Raw genomic sequence first — 13,957 nt, forward strand, 5'->3', positions numbered from 1 at the left:
TTTCATTAGAATTTTCGGCATGGCCCTGTTCGCCCTCCGACGCCTTGCCACGCTGATCCTGACCCTGCTGGGCGCGTCCTGCGTGGTGTTCTGGGTGCTGGAGGTGCTGCCGGGCAACGCCGCCGAGGTGCTGCTCGGCCCCGACGCCGCGCCCGAGGCCGTGGCCGCACTCGCCGCGCAGCTGGGGCTCGACCGCCCCGCCCTGGTGCGCTACGGCCAATGGCTCGCGGGCCTGCTCACGGGCGATCTGGGCGACAGCCACGCCTATGGCGCGCCGGTCGTCGACCTCATCGCCGAGCGCCTCACGCTCACCGTGCCGCTCGCGCTCTTGGCCATGCTGCTGACCTGCGCCCTGGCCCTGGCCGCGGGCCTGTATGCGGCGGCGCGCCACAACCGCCTGGGCGACTGGGGTGTGATGGGGCTGGCGCAGATCGGCATCGCCATTCCCAACTTCTGGTTCGCCATCCTGCTCATCCTGCTGTTCTCGGTGAAGCTGCAATGGTTCTCGGCCGGCGGCTTTCCGGGCTGGACCGAGGCCAGCGGCGGCGGCGTGCTCCCCGCGCTCGGAGCGCTGCTGCTGCCGGCCGTGGCGCTGGCCGTGGTGCAGGCGGCGATTCTGGCGCGCATCACGCGCTCGGCCGTGCTCGACGTGCTGCGCGAGGACTTCGTGCGCACCGCGCGCGCCAAGGGCCTCACGCGCCGCGCCGCGCTCTGGCGCCATGTGCTGCGCAACGCCATGATTCCCGTGGTCACCGTCATGGGCCTGCAGTTCGCCAACCTGCTGGCCGGCACCATCGTGGTGGAAAACGTGTTCTACCTGCCCGGCCTGGGCCGGCTGATCTTTCAGTCCATAGCCAACCGCGACCTGGTCGTGGTGCGCAACTGCGTGATGCTGCTCGCGGCCATGGTGGTGCTGGTGAACTTCGTCGTCGACCTGCTGTACGCGGCCATAGATCCGCGCGTGAAGGTGGCCGGGCTGTGAGCGCCCTTCCCGCCGCCCAACCCAGCGCGCCAGGCTTCTGGCGCCGCGCGCTCGGCCAGCGCAGCTTTGCCATCGGCGCGGCGCTCACGGCGCTGCTGCTAGCCGCGGCGCTGCTATCGCTCTTTTGGACACCCTGGCCACCCAACGACATGGACATGGACGCGATGCTGCAGCCGCCCGGCGCCGCGCATTGGCTGGGCACCGACGCCTATGGGCGCGACGTGGCCTCGCTCTTGCTGGTGGGCGCGCGCGCGTCGATTGCCGTGGGCGTGATCGCCGTGGGCATTGGCCTGGCCCTGGGCGCGGCGCTGGGCCTGCTGGCCGCGGCGCGCGGCGGCTGGGTGGAGGAGGCCGTGATGCGCCTGGCGGACTTCACCTTCGCCTTCCCGGCGCTGCTGCTGGCCATCATGCTCACGGCGGTGTTCGGGCCGGGCATGGTCAACGCCATCGTCGCCATCGGCATCTTCTACATACCGACGTTTGCGCGCGTCACGCGCGCCTCGGCCAAGGCCGTCTGGGCGCGCGACTACATCCTGGCCGCGCGCGCCTGCGGCAAGGGGCCGTGGCGCATCACGCTCGAGCATGTGCTGCCCAACATCGCCTCGGTGCTCATCGTGCAGGCCACGATACAGTTTGCGCTCGCCATCCTGGCCGAGGCCGCCCTGTCCTACCTGGGCCTGGGCACGCAGCCGCCCCAGCCCTCCTGGGGGCGCATGCTGGCCGAGGCGCAGACGCTGATGTTCCAGGCCCCGCTGCTCGCCGTCTGGCCCGGCGTGGCGATTGCGCTGGCCGTGCTGGGCCTGAACCTTCTCGGCGACGGGCTGCGCGACCTGCTCGACCCCCGTCTCGCACGCCAACGATGACGACAAGCCCCGCCCCGCTGCTCGAGGTCAGCGAGCTCGCCATCACCCTGCCCACGGCGCGCGGCCCGGTGCGCGCCGTGCACGACCTCGGCTTCACGCTCGAGCGCGGCGAGACCCTGGGCCTGATCGGCGAATCGGGCTGCGGCAAGTCGCTCACCGCCCTGGCCCTGATGGGCCTGCTGCCCGAGGGCGCGCGGGCCCAGGGCAGCGTGCGCCTTCATGGCCAGGAGCTGATCGGCCTGGCCGAGCGCACGCTGTGCGGCCTGCGCGGCAACCGCATGGCCATGGTGTTCCAGGAGCCCATGACGGCCCTCAACCCCGTGCACCGCATAGGCCAACAGGTCGCAGAGCCGCTGCGCCTGCACCAGGGCCTCTCGGCGGCCCAGGCGCGCGCCGAGGCCATCGCCCTGCTCGAGCGCGTGGGCATAGACCAGGCCGCGCGGCGGCTCGACGCCTACCCCCACCAGTTCTCGGGCGGGCAGCGCCAGCGCATCACCATCGCCATGGCGCTGGCCTGCGGGCCCGATCTGCTCATTGCCGACGAGCCCACCACGGCGCTCGACGTGACGCTGCAGCGCCAGATCCTCGACCTGATCCACGGCCTGGTGGCCGAGCGCGACATGGCGCTCATCCTCATCTCGCACGACCTGGGCGTGATCGCCCAGAGCGTGCGCCGCACCCTGGTGATGTATGGCGGCACCGTCGTCGAGGCCGGCCCCACGCGCGCCGTCTTCAAACGGCGCGCCCACCCCTACACCCAGGGCCTGTTCGCCGCCCGCCCGCAATGGGGCGCGGCGCGTGTGACGGGCGCCCGCCTGCCCACCATTGCCGGCACCGTGCCCGAGCTGACCGACCTGCCCACGGGCTGCCCGTTTGCCGGGCGCTGCCCGCGCACCGTGGCCGCCTGCCACGCCGCCCTGCCGCAGGCCGTGGACCTGGGCGCGGGGCATGAGGCACGCTGCATACGCCTGGGGGATGCACCGTGAACACTATGCAATCGATAGCTGCCAGCGCTCTACCATCGGGCGCTGCAGGCCCATTTGACACAAATATCCCGCTGCTGCGCGTGCGCGAGCTGCGGCGCGACTACGCGCTGCCGCGCACGCACCTGTTTGCGCCGCGCCCGCAGCTGACGGCGCTTGCCGGCGTGAGCTTCGATCTGCACGCGGGGCGCAGCCTGGGCGTGGTGGGCGAATCGGGCTCGGGCAAATCCACGCTGGCGCGTCTGGTGATGGCCCTCGATGTGCCCACGGCCGGCAGCGTGCAGCTGCTCGGGCGCGACCTGCACCGTCTGCCGGCCCATGAACTGCGTGCGGCGCGGCGCGACTTCCAGATGGTGTTCCAGGACCCGTACGGCTCGCTGGACCCGCGCCAGCGCGTCGAGACCATCGTCACCGAGCCGCTGCAGGCCCTGGCCGCTGCCACGCGCACCACGCGCGCCGAGCTGCGCGAGCGCGCCGCCGAGGTGCTGGCCCAGGTGGGCCTGCGCCCGGGCGATGCGCTGAAGTATCCGCACGAGTTCTCGGGCGGCCAGCGCCAGCGCATCGCCATCGCGCGCGCCCTCATCACGCGCCCGCGCCTGATCGTGGCCGACGAGCCCGTGAGCGCGCTCGACGTCTCGGTGCAGGCCCAGGTGCTCAACCTGCTGGCCGACCTGCAGGAGCGCCTGGGCCTGAGCTTTCTGCTCATCAGCCACGACCTGGCCGTGGTGCAGCAGTTGTGCGACGAGGTGCTGGTGCTCTACCGCGGCCAGGTCGTGGAGCGCGGCGCGCCCCAGGCCCTGTTCGGCGCACCACAGCACCCCTACACCCAGGCCCTGGTCACGGCCGTGCCGCGCATCGACGACTTTCTGGACTGAAGCCCCGGCCCGTAGTCGGCGCGCCCGCACCCGCTGTAGTACAACCGCGGGCAGTTGATTTTCTTGAGGAGAACCCACCCATGCTCACCCGACGCACCGCCATCGCCTCCGGCGCCCTGGCCTCTGCCGTTCTGGCCACGCCGCTGCACGCGCTGGCCCAGGGCAGGAAGGACAGCGTGACGCTGGCGCTGACGCTGGAGCCGCCGGGCCTGGACCCCACGGCCGGCGCGGCCTCGTCGATCGCCGAGGTCACGCTCTACAACATCTACGAGACGCTGACCAAGATCAACTCCGACGGCAGCGTCTCGCCGCTGCTGGCCGAGAGCTGGGAGGTCTCGCCCGACCTGCGCACCTACACCTTCCGGCTGCGCAAGGACGCCATGTTCCACAACGGCGAGCCCTGCAACGCCGCGGCCGTCAAGTTCTCCTTCGACCGCGCGGGCGGCGACAAGAGCACGAACAAGGACAAGCGCCTTTTTGCGGGCCTGACCACCCAGGTGGTGGACGAGCACACGGTGGTCATCATCAACCAGGACATCGAGCCCGACCTGCTGTTCCTGCTTGGCCAGGCCACGGCCATCATCGTCGAGCCCAAGAGCGCGGGCGGCAACGCCACCAAGCCCGTGGGCACGGGCCCCTACCGGCTCGCGGCCTGGAGCCGCGGCGCCTCCATCACGCTCGCGGCCTGGCCCGAGTGGCGCCAGGCCGCGGCCCTCAGGATACGCCGCGCCAGCTTCCGCTTCATCCCCGATCCGGCGGCCCAGGTGGCCGCGCTGCTCGCGGGCGACGTGGACGCCTTCCCGCGCGTCACGCCGCGCAGCGTGGCGCAGTTCAAGAGCAACCCACGCTTTCAGGTCATCGTGAGCGGCTCGCGCGCCAAGACCATATTGGCCATCAACAACGCCCGCCGGCCACTCAGTGACCGGCGCGTGCGCCGCGCGATCGCCGCGGCCATAGACCGCAAGACCGTCATCCAGGGCGCGGCCGACGGCCTGGGCGTGCCGATTGGCAGCCACTATGTGCCGGGCGCCTTCGGCTATGTGGACACCACGGGCATCAACCCCTACGACCCCGAGAAGGCCAAGCGGCTGCTGGCCGAGGCCGGCGTGACGCTGCCGCTCACCCTCACCATGACGCTGCCGCCCGCGCCCTATGCGCGCCAGGGCGGCGAGGTCATCGCGGCCCAGCTGGCCAAGGTGGGCATCACGGCCAAGCTGCAGAACGTGGAATGGGCGCAGTGGCTGTCGGGCACCTACGGGCGCAAGAACTACGACCTGACGCTGATCTCGCATGTCGAGCCCTTCGACCTGGGCAACTTCGCCAGGCCCGACTACTACTGGGGCTACCAGTCCGCGCCGTTCAACCAGCTCTACGAGAAGATCAAGAACGCCGCCCGCCCCGCAGACCGCGCGCGCCTGCTCGGCGACGCCCAGCGCATGCTGGCCGAGGACGCGGTGCATGCGTTTCTCTACCAGCCGCAATGGGTGACCGTGGCCAACAAGCAGCTGCGCGGGCTGTGGAAGGACATGCCCATCTTCGTCAACGACCTCTCCGCCCTGTCCTGGTCATGACCGCGCTGCACGATCTGTCCGCCCACGAGCTGCTGGCCGCCTACCGCGCGCGCAGCCTCTCGCCCGTCGAGGTCACGCGCGCGCTGCTCGAACACATCGCGCGCTGGGAGCCGCATCTGCACGCCACCTGGCTGCTGCGCCCCGAGGAGGCGCTGGCGCAGGCGCGCTCCAGCGAGGCGCGCTGGCTGCGCGGCGCGCCCTGCGGGCCGCTCGACGGCGTGCCCGTCACGGTCAAGGACAACATCGCCACCCGCGGCGACCCCACGCCGCTGGGCACGGCCGCCCTGCCCCTGGTGCCCGCGGCGGCCGACGCCCCGCCCGCGGCGCGGCTGCGCGAGGCCGGCGCGGTCTTCATCAGCAAGACCACCATGCCGGACTACGGCATGCTGTCCTCGGGCCTGTCGTCGTTTCACGCGCTGGCGCGCAACCCCTGGGACCTGAACCGCGGCCCGGGCGGCTCCAGCGCCGGCGCGGGCGCGGCGGCCGCGGCCGGCTACGCGCCGCTGCATGTGGGCACGGACATAGGCGGCTCCATCCGCCTGCCCGCGAGCTGGTGCGGCATCTTCGGCCTCAAACCCAGCCTGGGGCGCATCCCCATAGACCCGCCCTACACGGGCCGCGCCGCCGGCCCCATGACGCGCACGGTACGCGATGCCGCGCTGATGATGCAGGTGCTCAGCCGCCCCGACGCGCGCGACAGCATGAGCCTGCCCGCGCAGGACATCGCCTGGGAGCAATGCGCGGCCCCACCCGAGCAGCTCCGCGGCCTGCGCCTGGGCCTGCTGCTCGACGCGGGCTGCGGCCTGCCCGTGGATGCCGAGGTGCGCGCCGCCATCGAGGCCGCGGCGCGCCTGTTCGAGCAGGCGGGCGCCATCGTCACGCCCATGGCGCCGTTTCTCACGCGCGCCATGCTCGACGGAATGGACCATTTCTGGCGCATGCGCTCGCTCATGGACCTGCACACGCTCACGCCTGGGGAGCGCGGCAAGGTGCTGCCCTTCATCCGCGCCTGGGCCGAGAGCGCCGCGGGCCTCACCGGCCCCCAGGTCTTCGAGGCCAGCCAGCAGTTCCACGCCACGCGCGTCGCCACGGTGCGCGCCTGTGCGCCGTTCGACTATGTGCTCTCGCCCGTGGCGCCCATCACGGCCTTTGCCGCCGAGCTGCCCGCGCCGACCAACGACCCGCTGAGGCCGCTCGAGCACATCGCCTTCACCGTGCCGTTCAACATGTCGGAGCAGCCCGCGGCCGCCATCGCCTGCGGCCACACCGCCGCGGGCCTGCCGGTCGGCCTGCAGATCGCCGGGCCGCGCTTTGACGACCTGGGCGTGCTGCGCATCGCCCATGCGTTCGAGCGGCTGCGCGGGCCGCTGCGGCCCTGGCCCGAGCCGCCCGGAAACCAATGAGAAAATCAGGCTCCATCGCTTATACAGCAAGCGCTAGCAGCTATCAATACAGAAGCATCACCGCTGCGCCGTGGCCAGGCGCAGCGCCAGGCCGAGAAACACCAGAGCCGCCACGCGGTTGAGCAGCCGCTGCGCGCGCGCCGAGCGCTGCAGGATGGCGCCAAACGCGCCCGAGAAGCAGGCGATGGCGCCAAACACCAGCAGCGTCGCCAGCATGAACACCAGGCCCAGCAGCATGATCTGCCGCGCCATGGCACCGCGGGCGGGGTCGGCGAACTGCGGCAGAAAGGCCAGGAAGAACACCAGCACCTTGGGGTTGGTGAGGTTCATGACCACGCCGCGCCCCACCATGCGCAGCGCGCCGCTGGCCGCGGGGCGTTCGCCCGCCGCGGCCGCGCCCGCGGCAGGCGCCTCGCCACCGGCCACGGGCGCACGCAGCGCGCCCCAGGCCAGCCAGGCCAGATAGGCGGCGCCGCAGAACTTGAGCACCGTGAACGCCACGGCAGAGGCCGCAAACACCGCAGCCAGCCCCAGGGCCACGGCCGCGGTATGGCCCACGAGCCCCAGGCACAGGCCCAGCACCACGCACATGCCGGCGCGCCAGCCGCGCTGGGCCGACTGCAGCAGCACGAAGATGTTGTCCGGCCCCGGCGACAGGGCAAGCAGCACGGAGACGCCAAAGAAGGCCAGCAGGGTTTCGATGGAAGGCATGGGGGTTCGCAGACAGGGGGAATCGGTGGAGTGGCGCCGGACTGCCGCCACAATCGGTGCTTTCGCCCGCCCGCATTCAGTTTACGCAATGGATTTCTTTCTCGTGCTGGCCCTGGCCTTTACCGGCACCTATCTGCTCAACCACCAGCAACAGCGCACGCGCATCGCGCTGCTCGCGCGCCACCTGCAGCCCTACCAGATCGAGCAGCAGATGGAGACACTGACCCAGGGCTATCTGCGCGCCATGGGCGAGCAGGACCTGGAGCGCCGCCTGCAGGTGCTGGGCGTGCTCGCCCCCACCGAGACGCAGCTGGCCGAGCAGTTCGAGCGCTTTGCCAGCGACTTTCGCCGCGTGCCCGCGGAGCTCGCGCGCGTGAGCCGGCTGCCGCTGGGCCTGCCGTTTGCCACGCAGCTGTTTCCCGCGGCCAGCTTCGACATGCGCGCGCTGCTCGACCTGCACGCGCAGGGCATTGCGCGCGCCCTGCGCAACGACACCGGCCTGTCGCCGCGCGACCGCGCTTACACCATGACGGCCGAGCTGCTGCTCATGCAGCACAGCTGCCACTGGTTCTGCAAGTCCAAGGCCGTGGCCTCGGCACGCATGCTGGCGCGCCACCAGACTTCGCACGCCCAGCTCGTGGCCGCGGTCTCGCCCGAGACGCGCAGGGCCTATGTGGCGCTGACCGGGCCGGTGTAGGGCCTTGCCGCAGGCCCAGGGCGTTCACCCCAGGCCCAGGGCCACCACGCCGGCCGCGATCAGCACCGCACCGGCCAGGCGCGCGGCGCGGTCGCCCTCGCCCAGCAGATGGCCGCCGAGCAGCGCTGCGAACAGCATGGACACCTCGCGCGCCGGCGCCACATGCGACAGCGGCGCGCTCTGCATGGCAAACAGCACCAGCACATAGGCGACGGGGCTGACAAACGCCACCAGCAGCGCAAAGCGCCACTGCGCGGCCCACAGGCGGGCGAGCTCAACACGGTCGCGCAGCGCCACGGGCGCGAGCACCAGCACGCGCACCAGGTTGCCCATGTAGTCCACCAGAATCGGCGACAGCAGCATGGCCTTGACCGCATAGCCATCGACCACCGTGTAGCTCGCGATGAACAGGCCCGTGAGCACGCCATACAGCATCCCCTTGCGCACGCGCCGGCGCGCCTGGGGCTCGTGCGCGGCGCGCAGCAGGCCGGGGCCACCCGCAATCAGGAACACGCCGCCCACCACGCCGGCCACGCCCAGCGCACCCAGAGCCGACAGGCGCTCGCCCAGCAGCGTGATGGCCACGAGGGCCGACAACAGCGGCCCCGTGCCGCGCGCGAGCGGATACACCACCGTCAGATCCGCCTTGCGGTAGCCGCGCAGCAGCACCACGTAATAGACCACATGCAGCACGCCGCTGAGCGTCACGATGGCCCATTCACGCGCGCCCCAGAGCGGCACGGCGCCGCGCCCCAGCCACCAGCCCAGCGGCGCCCAGACCAGCATCATGAGCACGGCCGTGAAGAAGGCAAAGCGCGCGTCGCCCCCGGCCTTCTTGGCCGCGATGTTCCAGATGGCGTGGATCAGCCCCGCGACGATGATCAGGGCGAAGGCGCTCGATGACATGGAAGGCCCAGGTTCAGGTAGTGGCGCGGGTTGATTCGCGTGGCCAGGGCATGCACGGCCCACAGGCCTCGTCATCCCCGCGAATGCGGGGATTCAGGCGCCACACCATCGGTTGATTCGTCACTGCCGTGGATCCCCGCTTGCGCGGGGATGACGGGGGCATGGAGAGGTTGAGCAACGTCACTGCCATGGATCCCCGCCTGCGCGGGGATGACGGGTCAAACAGCACGGCGCGGCGCACTTCGGTGGATCCCCGCTCGCGCTGGGATGACGGGGGTCCTGAACTGCGCCAGGGTGCGGCGGGGTTCGGTGGTGGGGAGTTCAGGCCCTGCCGATGATGCTGGCCGTGGCCATGAGCTCCTCGAGCAGCGCGAACGACACCTTGCCCGATGTCAGATACGGGTCGAACTCGGGCTTCTCGGAGTACTTGAGCACGATGGAATGGTTGAGCTTGGCCAGGTTCACATGGCCCATGGTCCAGCCGCCGAAGCGCCGCTCGCAGATTTCCTCGAAGGCCAGCAGCTCCACGTCCTTGTGGCGCGGGTCGCGCTGGATATGGCCGTAGAGCTCGCTGACCGTGGCGCGCCCGCCCTCGATGGCCTGCAGGAATATGCCGCCGCCGTAGCAGAGCACGCCGGTGATGCCGCTGGCCGGGTTGTGCTGGCGCGACTGGGTGAGGATGGCCTCGATGGCCGCGGGCGAGGTATCGACCGCGCGGCTGACGTAGAGCAGACGGACCAGCATGTCAGTTCCTTCCGGGGATCAGGGCCAGAAACTCGCGGCGCAGCGTGGAGTTGGTGAGGAACACGCCGCGCATCACGGAGTTGATCATCTTGCTGTCCATCTCGCGCACGCCGCGCCAGGACATGCAGAAATGGCTGGCCTCCATGACGATGGCCAGGCCGTCGGGCTGGGTCTTCTCCATGATCAGGTCGGCCAGCTGCACCACGGCCTCCTCCTGGATCTGGGGCCGGCCCATGACCCAGTCGACCAGGCGCGCGTACTTGGACAGGCCGATGACGTTGGTGTGCTCGTTGGGCAGCACGCCAATCCAGATCTTGCCGATCACGGGGCAGAAATGGTGGCTGCAGGCGCTGCGCACGGTGATCGGGCCGACGATCATGAGCTCGTTCAGATGCTCGGCGTTCGGAAACTCGGTGATCGCGGGGGGGCGCACATAGCGGCCCTTGAACACCTCGTTGACATACATCTTGGCCACGCGGCGCGCGGTGTTCTGGGTGTTGTGGTCGCCCGCGGTGTCGATGACCATGCTGTCGAGCACGCCCTGCATCTTGGCCTCGACCTCGTCGAGCAGCAGCTCGAGCTCGCCGGGCTCGATGAATTCGGCAATGTTGTCGTTGGCATGAAAGCGCCGGCGCGCGGCGAGCAGCCGTTCACGGATCTTGACGGACACGGGCTGGCCCTCATCGGGCGGCGGGGCGTTCGGTGCGGCTGCGGGTTCTGAAGACATGGCGGCATGGTACCAGTGAATGCCGCGCCGGGTTTTATGGGTATTTTTTGGCCCCAGCGCTTACGCGCCAAGCGCCGGCAGCTATACAAATGCTAGTTCAGTACCGGTTGCCGGTGACCCACAGCGCCGCGCGCATGAGGCCGAAGGCGATGCGGTCGAGCACGCGCTCGCGCCAGGGGCGCGCGGCGTACTCATGCGGGTCGAGCGGCCGCCCGCCCTGGTCGCGCGCGCGCACCAGGCGCTGGCGCAGCTGCTGGGCAAAGGCGGGATCGCGCACCACCACGTTGGCCTCGCGCGCGAGCAGCAGCGACAGCGGGTCGAGGTTGCTCGATCCCACCGTGGCCCAGGCGCGGCGCGTGGCCGCATCGACCACGGCCACCTTGGCATGCAGAAAGCTCGGCTCGTACTCCCAGATCTCCACGCCCGCGGCCAGCAGCGCGCCATACACGGGCCGCGCCGCGTGGTATTGCATGAAGTATTCGTAGCGCCCCTGCAGGAGCAGCTGCACGCGCACGCCGCGGCGCGCGGCCAGCACGAGCGCGCGGCGCAGCTTGCCCCCGGGCACGAAGTAGGCGTTGGCGATGATGATCTCGCGCCGCGCCTGGGCAATGGCGCGCAGATAGGCGCGCTCTATGCTCGCGCGGTGGCGCAGGTTGTCGCGCAGCAGCAGCAGGGCGCGCATGCCACGCTGCTGCCGCTGCGCATGCCGCACGGCCTGGCGCGCGGCACTGGCGGCGCGCATGTCGGCCAGCGCCAGCGACAGGCGGCGGTGGCGCACGTCGCTCACGGCGCGCATGCGCCACCACAGCTGCTCCATGGTGTCGCTGGCGTGCTGCACCAGCGTGCCCACGGCGCGCACGGCAAAGTCAAAGCGCGGCGCGCTCAGGGGGCCATGGTTGGGGTCGTAGAAGTCGTCGAGCACATTGATGCCGCCGCAGAACAGCACGCGGCCATCGACCACGCACAGCTTGCGGTGCAGGCGCCGCCAGTGCATGGGCAGCAGCAGGCCCAGCGGGCCGAGCGGCGAATACACCTCCAGACGCACGCCTGCGTCCCTGAGCCGCGTGCGCCAGGGCTCGGCCATGCGGCCCGTGCCCACGCCGTCGACGACGAGGTGCACGCGCACGCCGCGCTCGGCGGCGCGCATGAGTGCCTCGGCCACCTGCGCGCCCGCGCCCGTGCAGTCGAAGATGTAGGTCTCGAACTGGATGTCGGACAGCGCCGCATCCATGTCCGCGATCAGGGCCGGAAAATACTCCTGCGCCCCCTGCAGGAGCTGAATGTCGTGGTCGGTGGCAATCCTGCGCTGGCGGGCCAAGACCATGCCGTCACAGTCTGAATTCCGCGATCAGCGGCAGATGGTCCGACATGCGCCACCAGATGCGCCCACGCGGCACCTGCAGCCCCAGCGGGGTGAGCCCGCGCACGTAGACATGATCGAGCTGCACCACCGGCAGGCGCGCCGGATAGGTGAAGGGCTGAGGCGCATCGTCGTACTCGTACAGGCCAAAGCCCGCCAGCATGCGCTTGATCTGCAGGCCCCAGTCGTTGAAGTCGCCGGCGACGACGAGCGGCGCGCCCGCGGGCACCTCGCGCTCGATGAAGCTCTGCAGCTGCCGCACCTGGCGCACGCGGCTGCCCGGAATCAGTCCCAGGTGCACGACGATGGCGTGCACGCGCCGCCCCTGGAACTGCACCTCCACATGCAGCAGGCCGCGCTGCTCGAAGCGGTGGTCGGAGATGTCCTCGTGCTGGTGGCCCAGCACGGGCCAGCGCGTGAGCAGCGCGTTGCCATGCTCGCCATGGCGCGTGTAGGCATTCGTGCGGTAGACGGAGGAATAGCCCTCGGGCGCCAGGTATTCGGCCTGGGGCACGCGCGGCCAGCGCTTGAAGTACGCGGCCTCCTTGTGGTTCATCTTGCGCACTTCCTGCAGGCACACGATGTCGGCGTCGAGCTGCTCCACGGCCAGGCCCAGGTTGTGGATCTCGAGCCGGCGCGCCGGGCCCAGGCCCTGCACACCCTTGTGGATGTTGTAGGTGGCAACGCGCAGAATGCCCGAATGCTCGGCAGGTAGTTCTATGGGTAAGGCGGTCATCGTCAGACGAAGCGTGGCAGCCAGAGTATGGCCTCGGCATTGGACGGCGAGAAGCAGCGGTCGGCCGCCTCGCGCCAGCTCATCCATGCATATGCCGTATGTTCGCGCGGATTCAAGACCACGGGTGTCCCGGGCGGCACGCACAGACCGAACACATGCTCGGTGTTCAGGTATACACCGGGCGCGTAGCGATGACGCCACTGTGGGTAAATCGCGTAAACATTCTCCAGCCCCCAGTCGCGCAGCACGCAACCGGCGCCCGCCGCATCGATGCCCGTCTCCTCCCGCACCTCGCGCGCGGCAGTGGCGGCAAAGTCCTCGGCCGGGCTGTCCTTGCTGCCGGTCACGGACTGCCAGAAGTCCTCGGCCGCATCGGCGCGGCGGATCAGCAGCACGCGCAGGTCGGCCGTGTGGATGACCACCAGCACGGATTCGGGAACTTTGTAATGCCCGCCCTGCGGCGCCATGGCGTCATTCCTCCGAAAAGAAATCCGAGTCGATGCGCTTGAGTTGGTACGTGGCCGCTACTGAAACGCCCAGGTCGTGCTCGATCATCAAATCGGCCAGGCGCTCACCGTCGATCAATACCACCTTGTAATTACTGCTGGCGGCGTAATCCTTGGCCTCCTGCGTATAGCGGGAGGTGGTGATGAACACGCCTTTGCTGGCCCGTTGACCAGCCAATGCACCGACGAACTGCTGAATGTCGGGCCGCCCGACCACGTTGCTCCAGCGCTTGGCCTGCAGGTAAATCGCATCGAGCCCCAGGCGGTCTTCGTTGATGACGCCGTCAATCCCGCCATCACCGCTGCGGCCCACGGCACGGCCGGCTTCCTCGCGGCTGCCGCCGTAGCCCATTTTGATCATGAGCTTGACAATCAACAACTCGAAAAATGCCGGGCTACATTGCAAGATGATTTCCAACAGCTCCCGTGCCAGCCCGCTGCGCAGGCTCAGGTGAGCCTGTTCCATCGTCTCTTCTGGTGTCAACTCTTCACTAACTGAAATGGTCGGCACGCTCGCAATCTCCGGGCCCACGGTCTCACCTCGCCGCGCTTGCCCATACTCCGGATACTGCTGCAAGGTTTTCATGTCCACGCGAAGTGGGTTCCTCGCCAATACATCCCTACCTCGCGCAGTAATGCAAAACACACCTCGACGCGGCGACTCAAGCAAACCGGCCATTGTCATATGCGTCTTTGCCCACGCAAGGCGGTTGTAGAACAAGGTGGTACGGCTGCTGCTGGGCAGCAACTCTTCCCGATCCTGTGGTGTGAGTTGGAACTCGTCAGCAATCACTCCAACTGCATCCTTAAATGCGTGCTCCAGTCCATCGCCAGCCAAGCGCAGCAGAGGCAGCATCAGCGACTGAAAATCCGGTACGGCCATTTATCCCTCA

15 protein-coding genes are annotated in these 13,957 nt (G+C 69.7%); 7 read left to right on the forward strand and 8 right to left on the reverse strand.

What is annotated here, in order from left to right; all coding sequences use genetic code 11:
- Positions 1-19 precede the first annotated feature (19 nt).
- The 6 genes from ABUE11_RS14335 to ABUE11_RS14360 all read left to right on the forward strand — a co-directional run bounded on the left by ABUE11_RS14335 (position 20) and on the right by ABUE11_RS14360 (position 6,677).
- A complete protein-coding gene (locus tag ABUE11_RS14335; protein ID WP_367065957.1) occupies positions 20-982 on the forward strand; it encodes an ABC transporter permease in 963 nt (320 codons plus the stop codon).
- Positions 979-1,845 (forward strand): ABC transporter permease, encoded by an 867-nt coding sequence (locus ABUE11_RS14340; protein WP_367065958.1) that lies wholly within the window; start codon positions 979-981, stop codon positions 1,843-1,845. Before ABUE11_RS14335 ends, ABUE11_RS14340 begins: the two co-directional genes overlap by 4 nt.
- The gene (locus tag ABUE11_RS14345) at positions 1,842-2,831 is read left to right on the forward strand and encodes an ABC transporter ATP-binding protein (protein ID WP_367065959.1); all 990 of its coding nucleotides are present in this window, start codon (positions 1,842-1,844) and stop codon (positions 2,829-2,831) included. Before ABUE11_RS14340 ends, ABUE11_RS14345 begins: the two co-directional genes overlap by 4 nt.
- Positions 2,828-3,703 (forward strand): ATP-binding cassette domain-containing protein, encoded by an 876-nt coding sequence (locus ABUE11_RS14350; protein ID WP_367065960.1) that lies wholly within the window; start codon positions 2,828-2,830, stop codon positions 3,701-3,703. The genes ABUE11_RS14345 and ABUE11_RS14350 overlap by 4 nt, the downstream gene beginning before the upstream one ends.
- A gap of 80 nt (positions 3,704-3,783) precedes the next feature.
- Positions 3,784-5,274, forward strand: coding sequence for an ABC transporter substrate-binding protein (locus tag ABUE11_RS14355; RefSeq protein WP_367065961.1), 1,491 nt, complete (start codon positions 3,784-3,786; stop codon positions 5,272-5,274).
- On the forward strand, positions 5,271-6,677 hold the full coding sequence (locus ABUE11_RS14360; RefSeq protein WP_367065962.1) for an amidase: 1,407 nt from the start codon (positions 5,271-5,273) through the stop codon (positions 6,675-6,677). The genes ABUE11_RS14355 and ABUE11_RS14360 overlap by 4 nt, the downstream gene beginning before the upstream one ends.
- 57 nt (positions 6,678-6,734) lie before the next feature.
- Here the strand turns inward: ABUE11_RS14360 and ABUE11_RS14365 are convergent, their stop codons facing one another.
- Positions 6,735-7,388 (reverse strand): LysE family translocator, encoded by a 654-nt coding sequence (locus tag ABUE11_RS14365; protein WP_367065963.1) that lies wholly within the window; start codon positions 7,386-7,388, stop codon positions 6,735-6,737.
- A gap of 88 nt (positions 7,389-7,476) precedes the next feature.
- On the opposite strand from ABUE11_RS14365, the gene ABUE11_RS14370 reads away from it, so the two are divergent.
- A complete protein-coding gene (locus ABUE11_RS14370) occupies positions 7,477-8,085 on the forward strand; it encodes a hypothetical protein (protein WP_367065965.1) in 609 nt (202 codons plus the stop codon).
- A 24-nt stretch (positions 8,086-8,109) separates the two neighbouring features.
- On the opposite strand, the gene ABUE11_RS14375 is transcribed toward ABUE11_RS14370, so the two are convergent.
- The 7 genes from ABUE11_RS14375 to ABUE11_RS14405 form a co-directional block, all read right to left on the reverse strand.
- Entirely contained in the window at positions 8,110-8,991 is an 882-nt protein-coding gene (locus ABUE11_RS14375) for an EamA family transporter (protein WP_367065967.1), read from the reverse strand.
- Positions 8,992-9,312: 321 nt separating this feature from the next.
- The gene (locus ABUE11_RS14380) at positions 9,313-9,735 is read right to left on the reverse strand and encodes a BLUF domain-containing protein (RefSeq protein WP_367065969.1); all 423 of its coding nucleotides are present in this window, start codon (positions 9,733-9,735) and stop codon (positions 9,313-9,315) included.
- A 1-nt stretch (position 9,736) separates the two neighbouring features.
- Entirely contained in the window at positions 9,737-10,462 is a 726-nt protein-coding gene (gene folE, locus ABUE11_RS14385; protein ID WP_367065971.1) for a GTP cyclohydrolase I, read from the reverse strand.
- Positions 10,463-10,559: 97 nt separating this feature from the next.
- Entirely contained in the window at positions 10,560-11,786 is a 1,227-nt protein-coding gene (gene clsB / locus ABUE11_RS14390; protein WP_367065972.1) for a cardiolipin synthase ClsB, read from the reverse strand.
- 4 nt (positions 11,787-11,790) lie between these two features.
- Positions 11,791-12,558 (reverse strand): endonuclease/exonuclease/phosphatase family protein, encoded by a 768-nt coding sequence (locus tag ABUE11_RS14395; RefSeq protein WP_367065973.1) that lies wholly within the window; start codon positions 12,556-12,558, stop codon positions 11,791-11,793.
- Positions 12,559-12,560: 2 nt separating this feature from the next.
- On the reverse strand, positions 12,561-13,025 hold the full coding sequence (gene nudB / locus ABUE11_RS14400; protein ID WP_367065975.1) for a dihydroneopterin triphosphate diphosphatase: 465 nt from the start codon (positions 13,023-13,025) through the stop codon (positions 12,561-12,563).
- 4 nt (positions 13,026-13,029) lie between these two features.
- The gene (locus tag ABUE11_RS14405; protein ID WP_367065977.1) at positions 13,030-13,947 is read right to left on the reverse strand and encodes a restriction endonuclease; all 918 of its coding nucleotides are present in this window, start codon (positions 13,945-13,947) and stop codon (positions 13,030-13,032) included.
- Positions 13,948-13,957: the final 10 nt, after the last annotated feature.

The organism is Oryzisolibacter sp. LB2S, assembly GCF_040732315.1.
GTDB lineage: Bacteria > Pseudomonadota > Gammaproteobacteria > Burkholderiales > Burkholderiaceae_C > Alicycliphilus > Alicycliphilus soli.